Origin of the sequence: Isoptericola sp. NPDC056618, from assembly GCF_042792715.1 — a bacterium.
Lineage (GTDB): Bacteria > Actinomycetota > Actinomycetes > Actinomycetales > Cellulomonadaceae > Isoptericola > Isoptericola nanjingensis.
The window spans coordinates 1-1,214 of the sequence record NZ_JBHTVZ010000045.1 but is presented as its reverse complement, the minus strand read 5'-3'; the positions used below and the strand labels follow the sequence as shown (position 1 = coordinate 1,214).

1 protein-coding gene is annotated in these 1,214 nt (G+C 36.3%); it reads right to left on the bottom strand.

Annotated features, from left to right (window positions below; all coding sequences use genetic code 11):
• Positions 1-1,214, bottom strand: a 1,214-nt coding sequence (locus ACFQ8T_RS21735) for a DNA polymerase (RefSeq protein WP_430548518.1), incomplete at both ends; no start/stop codon positions are given.

Below are 1,214 nucleotides of genomic sequence, written 5' to 3'. Positions count from 1 at the left end.
CTCTATCGTCAACCATGTCATCATCAAAAATAGCTTCACATGCTATTGAATCGGTATCACAATATGCCACATCGCCTTTTTCTAATTGTTTAATTAAACCTCTATATAATAAAATACGCGCGTATGACGTAACGTAGGCGGCTATATGCGGCTGAATATACGGCGCTTTGCTGGGGACGGCTGCTTCAATAAATTCTTGTCCATATACAGGGTTAAATAATTCAACATAAGGATAGCCTTTTTCTTCGCATGTCTCAATTTCTGTGACAGGTAAAATCGTTTGCCGAACCCTTTGCATACCGAATTTTCCGTACAGTGCATTTTGCATTAATTTTGCAAACGTCTTTTTTGCTCCATCACTTGTATTTTTAATCTCTTCAAAATAGGAGACAAAATCTTTAAATATATAATCGGTCTTTTCAAAATAAATACATTGATGAATTTCTTTTATTTTAGCACCCATTTCTAACGCCAATTCAATTTCTTCAAACGTCCATATCCCTGAAAGGTTACCGACCGGGAAACATAATTTTTTGTACATTCTGTGAGGTAGAGGCGGTATATGTAAAGTAGTCGGTATGTGAATATCACATTCTAAAAAACCGCCGCCCTGTCTATAGCTGTACCAATATTTAAATACGTTTCGGGCTTTGTCTCCTTTATGGTGACGCGGTTTCCCTATAGGTATTGGGTTCACTTTCATAACGTACGGATATAATGAATTTACATCATAATGAAAGCCGCCATTTAATTCACTTTGAAATACTTCTGTACGTCCACCATAATATGCCTTGCGTATAAAATCCTCTGTAAACTCGCCCCATTTGCTATAACCGTAATTCGTGGAAATAGCCTTTTCATAATCTTCAGGATAATTCATTTGATATACTTTCATTGCAAGACTTGCGGTAGTAGGACATTTTAAAAATTCATGAATCGGCAAGCCGGATATTTCAATAAGCATTGTAACAATTTCATATAATGCCACACAGTCCAACCGTAAATATTCATTTAATTCAGGTTCATACGGATCGACCTTCATAAAATAATTCCCTTGGGATTCCCGGTCATCATATTTACCCGGGTCATTTGTGGGGTTTCCGTCAGCGTCAAGCGCCCATCCCAATTTCAAAATATGGTCTTTTAAATCTATTTTTGCTTTTTCTTGCGAAATATTAAAATCCTCACATATCTTTTTTAATGAACCCATTACA